This window comes from Enterobacteriaceae endosymbiont of Donacia sparganii, from assembly GCF_012569045.1.
In the GTDB taxonomy this organism is placed as follows: Bacteria; Pseudomonadota; Gammaproteobacteria; order Enterobacterales; family Enterobacteriaceae.
On record NZ_CP046196.1, the window covers coordinates 257,682 to 272,880 of the forward strand.

At 21.2% G+C, this 15,199-nt stretch carries 19 protein-coding genes and 3 tRNA genes; 4 read left to right on the top strand and 18 right to left on the bottom strand.

The features are described 5' to 3' along the window. Positions 1-11: 11 nt before the first annotated feature. Entirely contained in the window at positions 12-1,241 is a 1,230-nt protein-coding gene (locus GJT98_RS01185) for a multifunctional CCA addition/repair protein (RefSeq protein WP_168821061.1), read from the bottom strand. Between the two features lie 205 nt (positions 1,242-1,446). Between GJT98_RS01185 and ribB the strand changes: the two genes are divergently transcribed. After that, positions 1,447-2,094 (top strand): 3,4-dihydroxy-2-butanone-4-phosphate synthase, encoded by a 648-nt coding sequence (gene ribB, locus GJT98_RS01190; protein WP_168821062.1) that lies wholly within the window; start codon positions 1,447-1,449, stop codon positions 2,092-2,094. A 20-nt stretch (positions 2,095-2,114) separates the two neighbouring features. Here ribB and GJT98_RS01195 read toward each other — a convergent pair. The 5 genes from GJT98_RS01195 to trxA form a co-directional block, all read right to left on the bottom strand. After that, positions 2,115-2,188 (bottom strand) — tRNA-Pro (locus GJT98_RS01195). 14 nt (positions 2,189-2,202) lie between these two features. Further along, a tRNA-His gene (locus GJT98_RS01200) sits at positions 2,203-2,275 on the bottom strand. Between the two features lie 64 nt (positions 2,276-2,339). Next, positions 2,340-2,413 (bottom strand) — tRNA-Arg (locus GJT98_RS01205). Positions 2,414-2,566: 153 nt separating this feature from the next. Continuing rightward, positions 2,567-3,826, bottom strand: coding sequence for a transcription termination factor Rho (gene rho, locus GJT98_RS01210; protein WP_168821064.1), 1,260 nt, complete (start codon positions 3,824-3,826; stop codon positions 2,567-2,569). 221 nt (positions 3,827-4,047) lie between these two features. Beyond that, positions 4,048-4,380 carry a thioredoxin gene (gene trxA, locus GJT98_RS01215; protein ID WP_168821066.1) on the bottom strand — a complete coding sequence of 111 codons (333 nt, stop codon included), beginning with the start codon at positions 4,378-4,380 and terminating at the stop codon, positions 4,048-4,050. Between the two features lie 305 nt (positions 4,381-4,685). On the opposite strand from trxA, the gene dksA reads away from it, so the two are divergent. Continuing rightward, on the top strand, positions 4,686-5,129 hold the full coding sequence (gene dksA / locus GJT98_RS01220) for an RNA polymerase-binding protein DksA (protein WP_168821068.1): 444 nt from the start codon (positions 4,686-4,688) through the stop codon (positions 5,127-5,129). Between the two features lie 91 nt (positions 5,130-5,220). On the opposite strand, the gene GJT98_RS01225 is transcribed toward dksA, so the two are convergent. From GJT98_RS01225 to tsaC, 5 genes are all read right to left on the bottom strand, one after another. Then, positions 5,221-5,991: an ABC transporter permease gene (locus GJT98_RS01225; protein WP_168821431.1), complete on the bottom strand. Its 771-nt coding sequence runs from the start codon at positions 5,989-5,991 to the stop codon at positions 5,221-5,223. A gap of 31 nt (positions 5,992-6,022) precedes the next feature. Next, entirely contained in the window at positions 6,023-6,940 is a 918-nt protein-coding gene (locus GJT98_RS01230; RefSeq protein WP_168821070.1) for an ABC transporter ATP-binding protein, read from the bottom strand. Between the two features lie 160 nt (positions 6,941-7,100). Then, positions 7,101-7,721: a Fe-Mn family superoxide dismutase gene (locus GJT98_RS01235; protein WP_168821072.1), complete on the bottom strand. Its 621-nt coding sequence runs from the start codon at positions 7,719-7,721 to the stop codon at positions 7,101-7,103. A gap of 32 nt (positions 7,722-7,753) precedes the next feature. Continuing rightward, a complete protein-coding gene (aroE, locus tag GJT98_RS01240) occupies positions 7,754-8,581 on the bottom strand; it encodes a shikimate dehydrogenase (RefSeq protein ID WP_168821074.1) in 828 nt (275 codons plus the stop codon). A 2-nt stretch (positions 8,582-8,583) separates the two neighbouring features. Then, a complete protein-coding gene (gene tsaC, locus GJT98_RS01245) occupies positions 8,584-9,144 on the bottom strand; it encodes an L-threonylcarbamoyladenylate synthase type 1 TsaC (RefSeq protein ID WP_168821076.1) in 561 nt (186 codons plus the stop codon). Positions 9,145-9,274: 130 nt separating this feature from the next. On the opposite strand from tsaC, the gene def reads away from it, so the two are divergent. Together def and fmt are read left to right on the top strand one after the other, a co-directional pair. Beyond that, positions 9,275-9,811 carry a peptide deformylase gene (gene def, locus GJT98_RS01250; protein ID WP_168821078.1) on the top strand — a complete coding sequence of 179 codons (537 nt, stop codon included), beginning with the start codon at positions 9,275-9,277 and terminating at the stop codon, positions 9,809-9,811. Further along, entirely contained in the window at positions 9,808-10,782 is a 975-nt protein-coding gene (gene fmt, locus GJT98_RS01255) for a methionyl-tRNA formyltransferase (RefSeq protein ID WP_168821080.1), read from the top strand. Before def ends, fmt begins: the two co-directional genes overlap by 4 nt. Here fmt and rplQ read toward each other — a convergent pair. Genes rplQ through secY form a run of 7 tightly spaced genes read right to left on the bottom strand, consistent with a single transcriptional unit; the run spans position 10,775 to position 15,198 of the window. Then, positions 10,775-11,161, bottom strand: a complete 387-nt coding sequence (gene rplQ, locus GJT98_RS01260; protein ID WP_168821082.1) for a 50S ribosomal protein L17 — start codon at positions 11,159-11,161, stop codon at positions 10,775-10,777. The genes fmt and rplQ overlap by 8 nt on opposite strands. Positions 11,162-11,188: 27 nt before the next feature. After that, positions 11,189-12,202: a DNA-directed RNA polymerase subunit alpha gene (locus GJT98_RS01265; RefSeq protein WP_168821084.1), complete on the bottom strand. Its 1,014-nt coding sequence runs from the start codon at positions 12,200-12,202 to the stop codon at positions 11,189-11,191. Positions 12,203-12,223: 21 nt separating this feature from the next. Then, on the bottom strand, positions 12,224-12,844 hold the full coding sequence (rpsD, locus tag GJT98_RS01270; protein ID WP_168821086.1) for a 30S ribosomal protein S4: 621 nt from the start codon (positions 12,842-12,844) through the stop codon (positions 12,224-12,226). Between the two features lie 50 nt (positions 12,845-12,894). Beyond that, entirely contained in the window at positions 12,895-13,284 is a 390-nt protein-coding gene (gene rpsK / locus GJT98_RS01275) for a 30S ribosomal protein S11 (RefSeq protein ID WP_168821088.1), read from the bottom strand. A gap of 21 nt (positions 13,285-13,305) precedes the next feature. Further along, entirely contained in the window at positions 13,306-13,662 is a 357-nt protein-coding gene (gene rpsM / locus GJT98_RS01280; protein WP_168821090.1) for a 30S ribosomal protein S13, read from the bottom strand. A gap of 57 nt (positions 13,663-13,719) precedes the next feature. Next, positions 13,720-13,836 carry a 50S ribosomal protein L36 gene (gene rpmJ / locus GJT98_RS01285; protein ID WP_168821094.1) on the bottom strand — a complete coding sequence of 39 codons (117 nt, stop codon included), beginning with the start codon at positions 13,834-13,836 and terminating at the stop codon, positions 13,720-13,722. Between the two features lie 36 nt (positions 13,837-13,872). Then, a complete protein-coding gene (secY, locus tag GJT98_RS01290; protein WP_168821096.1) occupies positions 13,873-15,198 on the bottom strand; it encodes a preprotein translocase subunit SecY in 1,326 nt (441 codons plus the stop codon). Position 15,199 lies beyond the last annotated feature (1 nt).

Sequence of the window (15,199 nt, forward strand, 5' to 3'; positions counted from 1 at the left end):
ATAATAAAAAATTAATTTTTTAATTTTAAAAAATATTTTAATAATTTTAATCTTTCATCTTGAATTTTTTGATTTATATCGATTCCTTTTAAAAGAGGATTATTAATAATATCTTTTATATTTATTTTAGAAATATATTTATATATATCAATAAAATATTGTCCTTGTTTATATTTCATTAATTCTAAAGTTAATCTACCTCTTGCATCAGCTTCACTAATTAAGGCTATTTGTTTTACTCGTTCAGGTTTTCTCCAAGCATCAATTATATTATATATATTTAATATATCTTCAGCTTTTTGATTATGTATATCATGAATAATATCATGTATTTGAGCTGCTAATATAGATAAATTTTTAATGTTATTAGGAATTTTTAATTTTTTACATAATTTTTTAATTAAAGATATCCCAGCTTTACCATGTCCAGGGTGTCTTGGCCATATTTTTTTTGGAGTTAACCCTTTACCTAAATCATGACATAATGCAGCAAATCTTGTTGATACATTGTTTGTAAGTTTAGATATTATTTTTAATGTAAGCATAGTATGTATGCCAGTATCTACTTCCGGATGCCATTTTAATGGGGCAGGAATACCATATAATTGGTCTATTTCTGGAAAAATAATAGATAAAGCATCACATTTTTTTAATATTTGAAAAAATATTTGAGGATTTTGAGATTGAAGAGCATTATATGTTTCTTTCCAAATTCTTTCTGGTTTTAAATATGATAATTCTCCTGAATTACTCATAATTTTCATTAATTCTAATGTGGAATCATGAATACGAAAATTTAAATATTTTAATTTAGCAGCAAATCTAGCTACTCTTAAAACTCTTAAAGGATCATCTTTAAATGAACTTGAAACATGTTTTAATAAACGATTTTTAATATCTTTTAATCCATTAAATGGATCATAAAAATTTCCTAATTCATCTTGTGCAATAGCATTAATAGTTAAATCTCTACGTAATAAATCTTCTTTAAGTGTAATTTTAGGAGATACGTAATATTTAAATCCTTTATATCCATGTCCAAATTTATATTCTGTTCTAGCTAATGCATACTCTTCATGAGTTTTAGGATGTAAAAAAACAGGAAAATCTTTACCAACTAATTTAAAACCTAATTTTAACATTAATTTTATATTAGATCCTATAACAACCCAATCTTTATCTGTTACTTTAATATTTAAAAGATAATCACGTATAGCTCCACCAACTAAATAAATTTTCAATTTATTATTCTCCTTAAAATTAGAATTATATTTATAATATAAACATATAAATTAGTATAATATACTATCAATATAATAATATTATTTTTTTTTTAAAAAATTATTTTTCTAAAATATTTAAAATTTTTATTTTTTTATAAAGAGATAATTTTTAATTAAAATTTTAATATATAATATTCTTAAATTATAATATAAATATTATTTTATGAATATACTTGATACAGAATTTGGTAATCTAGAAATACGTATTAAAAATGCTATTTTTTCCTTACAAAAAGGTAACGGTATTTTAGTTTTAGATAATGAAAACAGAGAAAACGAAAGTGATATAATTTTTGCAGCAGAAAATATTTCTATATCAAATGTTGCTTTTTCAATTAGATATGGTAGTGGTATTGTTTGTTTGTGTATTACAGAATATTTACGTAAAAAATTAGAATTACCTATGATGGTAAAAAAAAATACTAATATTTATAAAACAGGTTTTACAGTTACTATTGAAGCTGCTCATGGTATTTCTACAGGAGTATCTGCACAAGATAGATTTACAACTATTAAGACAGCTATTGCTAATAATGCAATTCCTAAAGATTTAAATAAACCAGGACATGTTTTTCCTTTAAGAGCTGTTAATGGAGGAATTTTTAAAAGACAAGGACATACCGAAGCTACAATAGATGTATTAAAAATTGCAAAAATGAAACCAGTTGGAATATTATGTGAATTAACAAATAAAGATGGAACAATGGCAAAAATATTAGATACGATATCTTTTGCAAAAAAAAATAAAATGCCGGTAATTACTATTAATGACATAAAAAAATATATTATATTAAATAATATTAATATTTAAAATTTTATAAATTTTTTTTATCGGCGAGAGAGGATTTGAACCTCCGACCCACTGGTCCCAAACCAGTTGCGCTACCAAACTGCGCTACTCGCCGTAAAAAAATTTATGGGTGGTTAATGGGAATTGAACCCATGACAACCGGAATCACAATCCAGTGCTCTACCAACTGAGCTATAACCACCATTATTTAGTATTAAATCAATCAATTATTAATTTAAAAATATAATAATCATACAAAATTTTATTACACCCGACAGGGATTGAACCTGAGACCTCTACTTTCGGAAAGTAGTACTCTATCCTACTGAGCTACGGGTGCAAATATATAATACTAATATTACAAATTCATTTCTTTAATGTCTAGTTTTTTTATAAAAAATTTTTCAAAAATATTTATAATCGCAAATAATAACACAAATTAAATAATTTAATTCAATATAAATTTTTGATAAAAAAAATAAATATAATAATGTTAAGATCTTTTCATCATATTAAAAAAATCATTATTAGTTTTTGTCATTAACAATTTATTTATTAAAAATTCCATTGCATCTATTTCATTCATAGGGTGTATTATTTTTCTTAAAATCCACATTCTTTGAAGTTCTTCTTGAGAACTTAATAACTCTTCTTTTCTTGTTCCAGACCTATTATAATCTATAGCAGGGAATACTCTTTTTTCAGCTATTTTACGTGATAAATGTAATTCCATATTTCCTGTTCCTTTAAATTCTTCATAAATAACATCATCCATTTTTGAACCCGTATCAATTAATGCTGTTGCAATAATTGTTAAACTTCCTCCTTCTTCAACATTTCTTGCTGCTCCGAAAAAACGTTTAGGACGATGTAAAGCATTAGCATCTACACCTCCTGTTAAAACTTTACCAGATGCTGGTGAAATAGTATTATATGCTCTAGCTAAACGTGTAATAGAATCTAATAAAATAATAACATCTTTTTTATGTTCTACTAATCTTTTAGCTTTTTCAATAACCATCTCAGAAACTTGAACATGTCTAGATGGAGGTTCATCAAAAGTTGATGCTATAACCTCACCTTTGACTAATCTTTGCATTTCAGTAACTTCTTCTGGACGTTCATCTATAAGTAAAACTATTAATACACAATCAGGATGATTATATGCTATACTTTGTGCGATATTTTGTAATAACATAGTTTTTCCAGCTTTAGGAGGCGCTACTATTAAACCTCTTTGCCCCCTTCCTATTGGTGAAGCTAAATCTAATACACGAGCTGTTAAATCTTCTGTAGAACCATTACCTCTTTCCATACTTAGTCTAGAGTTTGCATGTAATGGTGTTAAATTTTCAAAAAGAATTTTATTTCTAGCATTTTCTGGTTTATCAAAATTAACTTGATTAACTTTTAATAATGCAAAATATCTTTCTCCTTCTTTTGGGGGACGTATTTTACCGGAAATCGTATCTCCTGTACGTAAATTAAAACGTCTAATTTGACTTGGAGATACATATATATCATCAGGTCCTGCTAAATAAGAACTATCAGAAGAACGTAAAAATCCAAATCCATCTTGTAATATTTCTAATACTCCATCACCAAAAATATCTTCACCACTTTTGGAATGTTGTTTTAATATAGTAAAAATAATATCTTGTTTACGCATTCTAGCTAAATTTTCTAGATAAATACTTTCACCTAAATCTATTAATTCAGATATTGGTTTATTTTTTAATTCGGTAAGATTCATAATGATGGGGTCTTAAACTTTGAATAACTCTTGAATAGTTTTTATAAAATTTATATAGAAAATTTCTATATCAATAATATTTTAAGAAAATTTTTAAAAATATAACAGTATTTATAAAATTAAAAATAATTTAACTATTTTTATAATTTATTAATAAAATTTTCATAAGAGTAACTTTATCCTTTTTTTTAAAAAAAATATCTTTAAAAATATATAAAAAATTATTTTAAATTTTTATTTAAAAAATTTTCTAATTGTGTTTTATTTATAGATCCAATTATTTTATCAATAATATTTCCATTTTTAAATAATAAAATTGTTGGTATACTACGAATGTTATATTCTTCTGCTATAATTTTATATTTTTCAATATTTAATTTAGTAAAAATTATATTTTCATATTTATGAAATACTTCTTCTAATACTTTAGAAAATATTTTACATGGATTACACCATTCAGCCCAAAAATCAACTAAAACTAAATTGTTTTTTTTTATTTCATTTTGAAAATTTTTGTTATTTAAATTTATTATAACATTATTTTGATGTTGCATGAATTTAATATTCCTATATGAATAGTATATAAAATTATTATTTTTTATAAAGTATTAATAAATTTGATAAAAAATTTATTTAATTAAAATTTTAATTTTATTATATATTAATATTAAATATATTACAAGATAATAAATAATATTTAAAAATACTAAAATTTATATATAATTTAATTATTTAAAAATAATTTTTTATGAAAAATAATAAACTTTTTAAAAAATTTTATATATAATTTAATAATTAAAATATTTATTTTAAAAAATTTAATAAAAATTAAATTTATAAATAAAAAAATGGATAATTAATGAAAAAAAATTTATCATCTTTAAATATTTTATCTTTTGCTAAAATTAAACCATATAAATTAAAAATTAATGAGGAATATATGAATAAAAAACAACTTTTACATTTTAAAAAAATTTTAGAATCATGGAAAAAAAAAATAAATAATAAAATTATAAATACAGTATCTTATATAAAAGATGAAACTTCTAATTTTCCTGATCCTATAGATAGAGCTTCACAAGAAGAAGAATTTAATTTAGAATTACGTAATAGAGATAGAGAAAGAAAATTAATAAAAAAAATAGAAGTAACATTAAAAAAATTAGATACTAAAAATTTTGGTTATTGTGATTGTTGTGAAGTAGAAATTGGATTAAAAAGATTAGAAGCTCATCCAACAGCAAATTTATGTATTGATTGTAAAACTTTAGCAGAAATACGTGAAAAACAAAGAGCAGGATAAATATTTTTAAAAATATTTTATTATAAAATAATTTATTTATAATTAAATTATATTTTGTTTATATAAGTATTTTTTATGTTTTAATTTTTTTTTAATTACGTATTCCTATACCTTTTTCAAGTAAAATAAAAGTTAATATATATAAAATAATAATAAAAATAATTAAAAAATTTATAGTTAAAAATAATGATATTGTATGTATACCTAAGAAACTATAACGAAATCCTGATATAATATAATAAATTGGATTTATTTTTAATAATTGTTGCCAAAAAATAGGTAGAATTGAAGTAGAATAAAATACACCACCTAAATATGTTAAAGGAGTTAAGATAAATGTAGGAATAAAACTAATATCATCAAAATTTTTAGCAAAAATAGCATTCAATAAACCAGCTATAGAAAATAAAATAGATGTTAATATTACAATAATTATAAAAAAAATCCAAGAATATATATGTAAAGAAATAAAAAAAGCAGAAATAAGTGTTAAAGTTATACAAATAATTATACTTCGTATTATTCCACCACTAATATATCCTAATATAATAATATTAGTTGGTACTGGAGCTATTAATAATTCTTCTATATAATGTTGAAATTTAGCTCCAAAAAAAGATGATGCTACATTAGAATAAGAATTATTAATAATACTCATCATAATTAATCCTGGTATAATAAATTGTATATAACTAAATCCTAATATTTTATCTATATGTAAATTAATTAGATTACCAAATATTATAAAATATAATGATATGGTTATAATAGGAGGAATTAAAGTTTGTATCCAAATACGCATAAAACGATTTATTTCTTTTTTTGAAATAGTATATAAAGCAATTAAATATGGATGTATTATCATTTAAATAATCCTCTATATTATTAAAAACTTAATTTGAAATAAAAAAATCCATAAATAATTTTTCTAATTTATTATGTTTATTTTTCATACTATTAACTTGAATATTTTGTTCGTTTAATTGTTTAAAAATATTATTTAAATTTTGATTTTTCATTACTGTAATTTCTAATTTTGAATTATTAATAATTTTATATTTATATCCATAAATTTTAGGTTTAACATTATTCAAATTTATATAATCTAATATAAATATTTCAAACTTTAATTTATCTAGTAATTTGATTAAAGAACAATTTTCTATTAATATTCCATTATTTATAATTCCAATATGATTACATAAAAATTCAGCTTCTTCTAGATAATGAGTTGTTAAAATAATTGTAATTTTTTTTTTAATATTTAATTTTTTAAAAAAAGACCACATATAATAACGTAATTCAAGATCTATTCCAGCTGTAGGTTCATCTAAAATTAATAATTTAGGTTCATGAATTAATGCTCTAATTATCATTAAACGACGTTTCATTCCTCCTGATAAATTTTTAGCTTTTTTATTTCTTTCATTCCATAATTCTAATAATTTTAAATATTTTATAATTTTTATTAAAGCTTGTGTTTTTTTAATACCATAATATCCAGCTTGATTAATTAATATTTGTAATACTGTTTCAAATGGATTAAAATTAAATTCTTGAGGTACTAATCCTATTTTTTTTTTAGCTTGAAATTTTTTTTTTTCAATATTTAATCCAAATATTTTTACTTTTCCTGAAGATTTTTTAATTAAAGAAGTAATTATACCTATAATAGTTGTTTTTCCTGCTCCATTAGGACCTAATAAAGCATAAAAATCTCCTTTTTTAATATTTAAATTAAAATTTTTTAAAGCTTGATAATTATTTAAATAAATTTTAGATATATTTTTAATTTCTAATGCATAAGACATAATAGTACTTTACTCTTTAAAAAGAAAAATAAATTAAATAATTTTTTAAATTTATTAATATTATATTTTTAATTATATAATTTTTTATAAATAAAATATAATTTTTATTAAAAATGATGTATTTTATTTAAAAAATAAAATACATCATATAAATATATATTTATTTTTTTAAAAATAATTGTAATACTCTATCCCAATTTAGAATATTCCAAAAAGATTTAATATATAAATTTTTTTGATTTTGATATTTTAAATAATATGCATGTTCCCATAAATCTAAACCTATTATAGGTAATCCTAATTTATTATTATTTTCATAATTCATTAGAGGATTATTTTGATTTATTGTTGTAATTATTTTTAATGATTTTTTTTTCTTAATTAACCAAATCCATCCAGATCCAAAAAAATCTAGAGCTATTTTTTCAAAAATTTTTTTAAAATTTTCTAAATTTTCAAATTCATTTTTCAATTGATTAATAATAATATTATCAGGTTTAGTATTTTTTTTTAAAATTTTCCAAAAAAAACTATGATTAGCATGTCCTCCAGCATTATTACGTAAAAATTCTTTTTGTGATGTAGGAATTGATAAATTATCTAAATTTGATATTAATGTATTAATTTTAATATCTTTAATATTATTTTTTTTAAGTATTAAATTAGTATTATTAATATAGTTTTGATGATGTTTTTTATGATGGATTTCCATTGTTTTTGTATCAAAAAATGGTTCTAAATCATAATATTCATATAATAATTTTGGTAATTTATAACTCATATTAAATCCTTTAAAAAGAAATATTACTTATATTAGTTATATTTCTTATATTTTTGAATTATTATTTTAGTATTTGGCATAATACCATGCCATAAATAAAAAGAATATGCTGCTTGTTCAATTAACATTCCAATACCATCTGATATTTTTTTAGCTCCATGATTAATACACCATTTTAAAAATGGTGTAATTTTAATATTATAAAAAAGATCATAACAAAAAACATCTTGATTAATAATTGAAGAAGGGATATTAGGAATATTTCCTTTAATACTACTAGATGTAGCATTAATAATTAAATTATATTTTATTGTATTGTCTAAGTTTATAAATAAATCTTCTAATTTAAGGCAATTAATTTTTTTTATATTATTAAAATATTCAACAATATTTTTAGCATTTTGGTATGTACGATTAATAACTGTAATATTACAACCAAACTTAATTAATGGATATATAATTCCTTGTGCAGCTCCACCTGCTCCTATTAATAGGATATTACTTGTAGAATTTATAAATTTTAAGTTTTGTAAATCTTTTAATAAACCAATACCATCAGTATTATCACCTAAAAATTTTTTAGAATTAGTAATTTTTATTGTATTTACAACACCAGCATATTTAGCTCTTGTTGTTATAATATTACAGAATTTATACGCTTCTTTTTTAAAAGGAGTTGTAATATTTGCTCCAATACCGCCATTTTTAAAAAAATAAAAAATTTTTTCATAGAAATTATTTATTGGTACATAAATTTTTGTATAATTTTGTAATATCCCAGTTTGTTTAGCAAATAAATTATGTATAATTGGAGATTGACTATGTTTTATAGGATTACCAAATACTGCAAATAATTTCATATTTATCCTTTACGAATTACTAAATTAGTAAAACTATCTCTAATTTCAGATGGTTTTACATGATTTCCTGTTTTTCCATTTAAAATTAAAATATGTTTTTTTACTTTATAAAATTGATTTAATACTTCTTTAGAAGTTAAACATGGTTGCATTCCTGAAATATTTGCACTCGTAGAAACAATAGGTTTACCAAAATAATTACATAATTTACTTATTAAGTAATGATTAGTTATACGTACAGCTATAGAATTAAAATTTCCAGTTAACCAAAAAGGAGTTTTTTTTGAAATAGGCATAATCCAAGTAATTTGTCCAGGCCAAGTAGATAAAATTTTTTTTTTTTGACTTTTGATAATTTTTTTTTCATTTATATATTTCAATAATTGAGTATATTTTGAAGCAACTAAAATTAATCCTTTTTTTATACTACGTTTTTTAATTATTAATAATTTATATACTGCTTTTTTATTATCAGGATCACATCCTAAACCAAATACAGATTCAGTAGGATAAGCTATAATCTTACCTATTTTTAATGCATTGATAAATATTTTGATATCCATAATTTTATTATAAATAATTTGATAATATTATGAATGAATTATATATTAATATATATGTTTTTTTTTGAAATTTAAAAAATTTTTTGTTAAATTAAAAAATTATTTTTTTATATATAAAAAGATCTTTAATATGTCTATAATGAAATTATTATATTTTCCTAATAAAAAATTAAGAAATATTGCTAAATCAATAAAAAATATAAATAATAAAATTAAATTATTAGCAAGTAATATGCTTAAAATTATGTATTCTTATAATGCTATTGGATTAGCTGCTACACAAATAGGAATAAATAAAAGAATCATAGTTATTGATATAACTATAAAGAAAAATAATCCTCTTATTCTTATTAATCCTGAAATTATAAAATTCGATAAATCAAAGATTGATAGTAAAGAAGGTTGTCTTTCTATACCTATTAAACAACAATATTTTATTTTACGTTATAATAAAATAACAATTAAAGCTCAAAATTTGATGAATAAAAATATTGAATTAGAAGCAAATAATTTATTATCTTTTTGTATACAACATGAAATTGATCATTTAAATGGAATTTTATTTATTGATTATTTATCAAATTTAAAATATCAAAGAATTTATGATAAAATAAATAAATTTAATCAAAAAATAATATTTCTAAAAAAACAGAATTATATAAAATGAAAAAAAAAATAAAAATTATTTTTATAGGTACTTCTAAATTTGCTGCTTATCACCTTAAAGGTTTAATTGATAGTATTTATACTGTATCTTGTGTTATTACTAAACCAGATACTTATGCTAATAGAGGGCATAAATTAACTTTTAATTCTGTAAAAAAATTAGCTATAAAATATAAAATTAATATATTACAACCAAAATATCTTAATTCTTTAACTTTAATTAATAATATTATTAATTATCAATGTGATATTATTATAGTTGTAGATTATGGTTTATTAATACCTAATAAAATACTTAATATACCTAAGTTATTTTGTATGAATGTACATGCTTCTTTATTACCTAGGTGGAGAGGAGCAGCTCCTATACAAAGAGCATTATTAGAAAATGATTTAAAAACAGGTATCAGTATAATAAAAATGAATGATTTTTTAGACCAAGGAAACATTATTTATCAAATAGAATATAATATTCTATTATATGATACATATGGTTCATTATATAAAAAATTAGCTGTTTTAGGTTTACAAGGATTATTATTAATTTTAAATAAAATTTCAAAAGGAGAACAAATAAAATTTAAATCTCAAAATATAAATATGATTAAACCTACATATGCAAAAAAAATATCTAAAATAGAATGTAAATTAAATTGGTTTTTGTCAGCTAAAAAATTAGAATGTATGATTCGTGCATTTAATCCAAGTCCAGGTACTTTTTTTATAATAAAAGATAAAAGATTTAAAGTATGGAAAGCAGAAGTTGTTAATAATTTTAATAATCATCATATTAATAAAATACCTGGAACAATATTATTAATTAATAAATATGGTATACAAATAAATACTAACAATGGAATTTTAAATATTCAAATTATTCAACCTAGTGGTAAAAAACAAATGAATATTCAAAATTTTTTAAATTATAAACAATATAAAAATCTTTTTAGAAAAGATAATATAATTACTTAATTTTTTTATTTTTTAAAATTATTTTTCTTCCTATTAATTCTATATAAGCCATAGGAGCTTTATCCCCATTACGAAATCCACACTTAATTATACGTGTATATCCACCTAATCGATCTTTGAATTGTGGTGCAATAACATTAAAAAGTTTTATAATATTATTTTTATTATTTAATTTAGATCTTATTAATCTTTTATTAGAAATATTATTTTTTTTAGCAATAGTAATTATTGGTTCTATTACTCTTCTAAGTTCTTTAGCTTTCATCAAAGTAGTTTTAATTATTTCATTATGAATTAATGAATTAGTCATGTTATATAACATTGCACTACGATGTGTACTACTTTTATTAAAGTAACGACCTATTTTACGATGACGCATTATTCTTTACCTAATTAAAAAAGTTAATTATTCATTATTTTTTTTATTATTTATAATTGGTGGCCAATTATCCAGTCTCATTCCTAAAGATAAACCTCTAGAGGCTAATATATCTTTTATTTCTGTTAAAGATTTTTTTCCTAAATTTGGAGTTTTTAATAATTCTACTTCAGTACGTTGTACTAAATCTCCAATTAAATGGATAAGTTCAGTTTTTAAACAATTTGCAGAACGAACAGTTAATTCTAAATCATCAACTGAACGTAATAGAATAGGATCAAATTCTGGTTTTTCTTCTTTAACTTCTTTTTCTTGTTGAATATCTCGTAAATTTACAAATGATTCTAATTGTTCAGCTAAAATTGTAGCAGCTTTTCTGATAGCTTTTTCTGGATCAATTGTTCCATTAGTTTCCATTTCTATTATTAATTTATCTAAATCTGTTCTTTGTTCTACTCTTGCTGCTTCTACATTATATGTTATTCTTTCTATAGGACTATAAGAAGCATCTAATAATAATCTACCTATTTTAGAATTATTTTTTAAATTATTTTTATTTATTCTAGTATGAGCAGCTATATATCCTCTTCCTAATTCTATTTTTATTTTCATATTAATTGATGTATTTATATTAGTAATATGACATATAATATGTTCTTGATTTATAATTTCTATATCATTACCATGATCAATATCAGAAGCTTTTACAATTCCAATACCTGATTTATTTAAAGTTAAAATTACTTCTTTTTTATTATTTTCTATTTTTATAGCTAGTTTTTTTAAATTTAATAATATTTCAATAATATCTTCTTTAATACCTTCTTTTATGCTATATTCATGTAATATTCCTTCTATTTCTACTTCTGTAACTGCATAACCAGGCATTGAAGATAATAAAATACGTCTTAACGCGTTTCCTAAAGTATGACCAAAACCCCGTTCTAAAGGTTCTAAAGTTATTTTTATAGTAGAATTATTAATATATTTTATGTCTACTAATCGAGGTTTTAAAAATTCTGTAACAGAATTTTGATCCATTTATATACTCTCTTATAAAAATTATTTTGAATATAATTCAATAATTAAATGTTCATTAATATCTGCAGGTAAATCAGAACGTTCAGGAAGTTTTTTAAAAATTCCTTCCATTTTTTTACTATCTACTTCTAACCAATTAGATTTCTCTCTTTGAGAGAATAAATCAATTGATGCGCTAATTCTTAACTGTTTTTTAGATTTTTCACATATAGAAATTTTATCATTTAAAGATATTTGATAAGAAGCTATATTTACAGTAAAGTTATTAACTTTTATAGATTTATGAGAAATTAACTGCCTAGCTTCTGCTCTTGTAACTCCAAAACCCATTCTATAAACAACATTATCTAATCTTTTTTCAAGTAGACATAATAAATTAAATCCAGTATTTCCTTTTATACGTGCTGCTTTTTTATAATAATTATGAAATTGACGTTCTAATACACCATATAATCTACGTAATTTTTGTTTTTCTCTTAACTGGATACCATAATCGGACAATCTAGCTTTCTTAAAGCCATGTTGCCCTGGAGTTTGTTCTAATTTACATTTTGTGTCAATAGCACGTACATTAGATTTTAAAAATAAATCAGTTCCTTCTCTTCTAGATAATTTTAATTTTGGTCCTAAATATTTCGCCATTATATTTATTCCTGAAATATTAAAAATAATTTTTAAAATAAAATAATTATTTATACTCTTCTTTTTTTCGGAGGTCTACATCCATTATGAGGAATAGGAGTAATATCTGTAATATTAGTTATTTTAAAACCAGCATTATTTAATGCTCTAATAGTAGATTCTCTTCCAGGTCCTGGTCCTTTTACCATAATTTCTAAATTTTTAATTCCATAATTTTTAACAATTTCAGCACATTTTTCCGCAGCTACTTGTGCTGCAAATGGAGTTGATTTTCTTGATCCTCTAAAACCAGAACCACCTGCTGTAGCACAACCTAAAGAATTACCTTGTCTATCTGTTATAGTAACAATAGTATTGTTAAAAGAAGCATGTATATGAGCAATACCATCTATAATTTGTTTTTTCAAATTTTTTTTAAAATTTAAAGATTTTTTCTTCATTATATATACCTAATTAAAATATTATTTTTTAAAATATTTATATAATTTTTTTCTAGTATGTGCATTAGTTTTAGTACGTTGTCCTCTAACAGGTAATCCTTTTCTATGACGTAATCCTCGATAACAACCTAAATCAATTAATCTTTTAATGTTTAAATTAATACTTCTTCTTAAATCTCCTTCTATTTTAAATTTAGATATAACATTTCTTAATAAATCTATTTTTTTCTCAGAAAGTTTATTAATTTTAATATCTTGAGAAATATTAGTTATTTTACATATATAGGCTGCATGAGATTTACCTATGCCGTAAATATATTTTAATGCTATTATTGTACGTTTATTATCAGGTATATTAACTCCAACTATACGAACCATTTTAAATCCTTTATTTTAATATTATAAAATATTTTTAATAAATATATAAAAAATTTATTATCCTTGACGTTGTTTATGTTTAGGATCTGTTTTACAAAAAACATATATTATTCTGTTCCTGCGAATAATTTTACAATTACGACATAATTTTTTTATTGAAGCCCGAACTTTCATTTTATTATATCTCCAAAAAATATTTCATAAATATTATTATTTTAAATTAATTTTTTTAAGTATAGACTCATATTGAGTAGACATAATTAATGTTTGAATTTGTGTAATAAAATCCATAATTACAACTATTACTATAAGTAAAGATGTACCACTAAAATAAAATGGAATATTAATTATATTACGTATAAATTCAGGTATAAGGCAAATAAAAGTAATATATAAACTACCAGTAAAAGTTAATTTCATAATTATTTTTTTTATATATTTAGCAGTTTGTTCACCTGGACGAATACCAGAGATATATGCACCAGATTTTTTTAAATTATCTGCAGTTTCTTGAGGATTAAAAACTAAAATAGTATAAAAAAAACAAAAAAATATAATTGCTGATATATATAATATAATATATACTGGTTGTCTTGGTTGTAAAAATATAGAAATATTTTTAATCCAATTCCAATTGGAAATATTACTAAACCACGAAAACATAGTAGAAATAAATAAAATAATACTAGAAGAAAATATAGCGGGGATAACTCCTGCCATATTAATTTTTAATGGTAAATGAGTATTTTGTTGTGTATTATATATTTGTCTTCCATAATATCTTCTAGCATACTGAATAATTATTTTTCTTTGTCCTTTTTCGATAAAAATAATAAAAAAAGTTATAAAAAATATTAAAAATAATAAACTAAAAATAATAAAAAAATTTAAATCACCTTGTTTTATTTGTTCTGTAATTTGTCCTATAACAGCAGGTAATGTAGTAATTATACCAATTACAATGATAATTGAAACTCCATTTCCAATACCTCTTTTAGTTATTTGTCTACCTAACCACATTAAAAATGTGGTTCCTGTAATTAAACTTAAAATAGATATTATAAAAAAATAAATATCAGGATTTATTACTAAATTATGCATACTTGGTAATTTAGATAATCCAGTAGTTATACCAATAGCTTGAATAATAGATAAAATTAATGTAGTATACTTAGTATATTTATTAATTTTTTTCCTACCAGCATCACCTTCCTTTTTTAAAGAAATAAACGTCGGATGTATTGATGTTAAAAGTTGTATAATAATAGATGCAGATATATAAGGCATAACACCTAAAGCAAAAATTGACGCTCTACTAAGTGCTCCTCCAGAAAACATATTGAACATATCAATGATAGTACCATGCTGTTTAATTATTAATGAATGTAAAATACTAACATTAATACCCGGAATTGGTATAAATGAACCTATACGAAAAATAATTATAGAACTTATTAAAAATATAAATCTTTCTTTTAATTCACTAAAACCTTTTTTAGTACTTTGAAAATTTAATTGATTAAATGATTTAATCATT